The organism is Pseudomonas sp. AC083 (genome assembly GCF_979253165.1).
Genome location: NZ_CEEDDH010000094.1, coordinates 1 through 280, shown reverse-complemented (window position 1 = coordinate 280; position 280 = coordinate 1). Strand labels below are relative to the sequence as shown.

1 pseudogene is annotated in these 280 nt (G+C 37.5%); it reads left to right on the top strand.

Going from position 1 to position 280, the window contains the following annotated elements:
• Window positions 1–280 (top strand): annotated as a pseudogene (locus tag AC0IXA_RS27350) (long-chain fatty acid--CoA ligase); the annotation flags it as partial.

Genomic DNA, 280 nt, shown 5'->3' with positions numbered 1-280 from the left:
CAAGCGCCATTTTCATTCTTGCAAACTTTGCAGATACTCTTGAAAAGGCCTTAGGTAAAACAGACGTTAAACACATCGTGGTTACACAAGTTGGTGACATGGTGGGTGGCCTTAAAAAGCACATTGTTAACTTTGTTGTTAAGCACGTTAAAAAAATGGTGCCTAAATACAACTTACCAAACACGATTAAATTTTCAGATTTGTTAAACGCTGACGAAAATGCTTACACACGCCCTGAATTAAATTTATCTGACCTAGCATTTTTACAATACACAGGCGG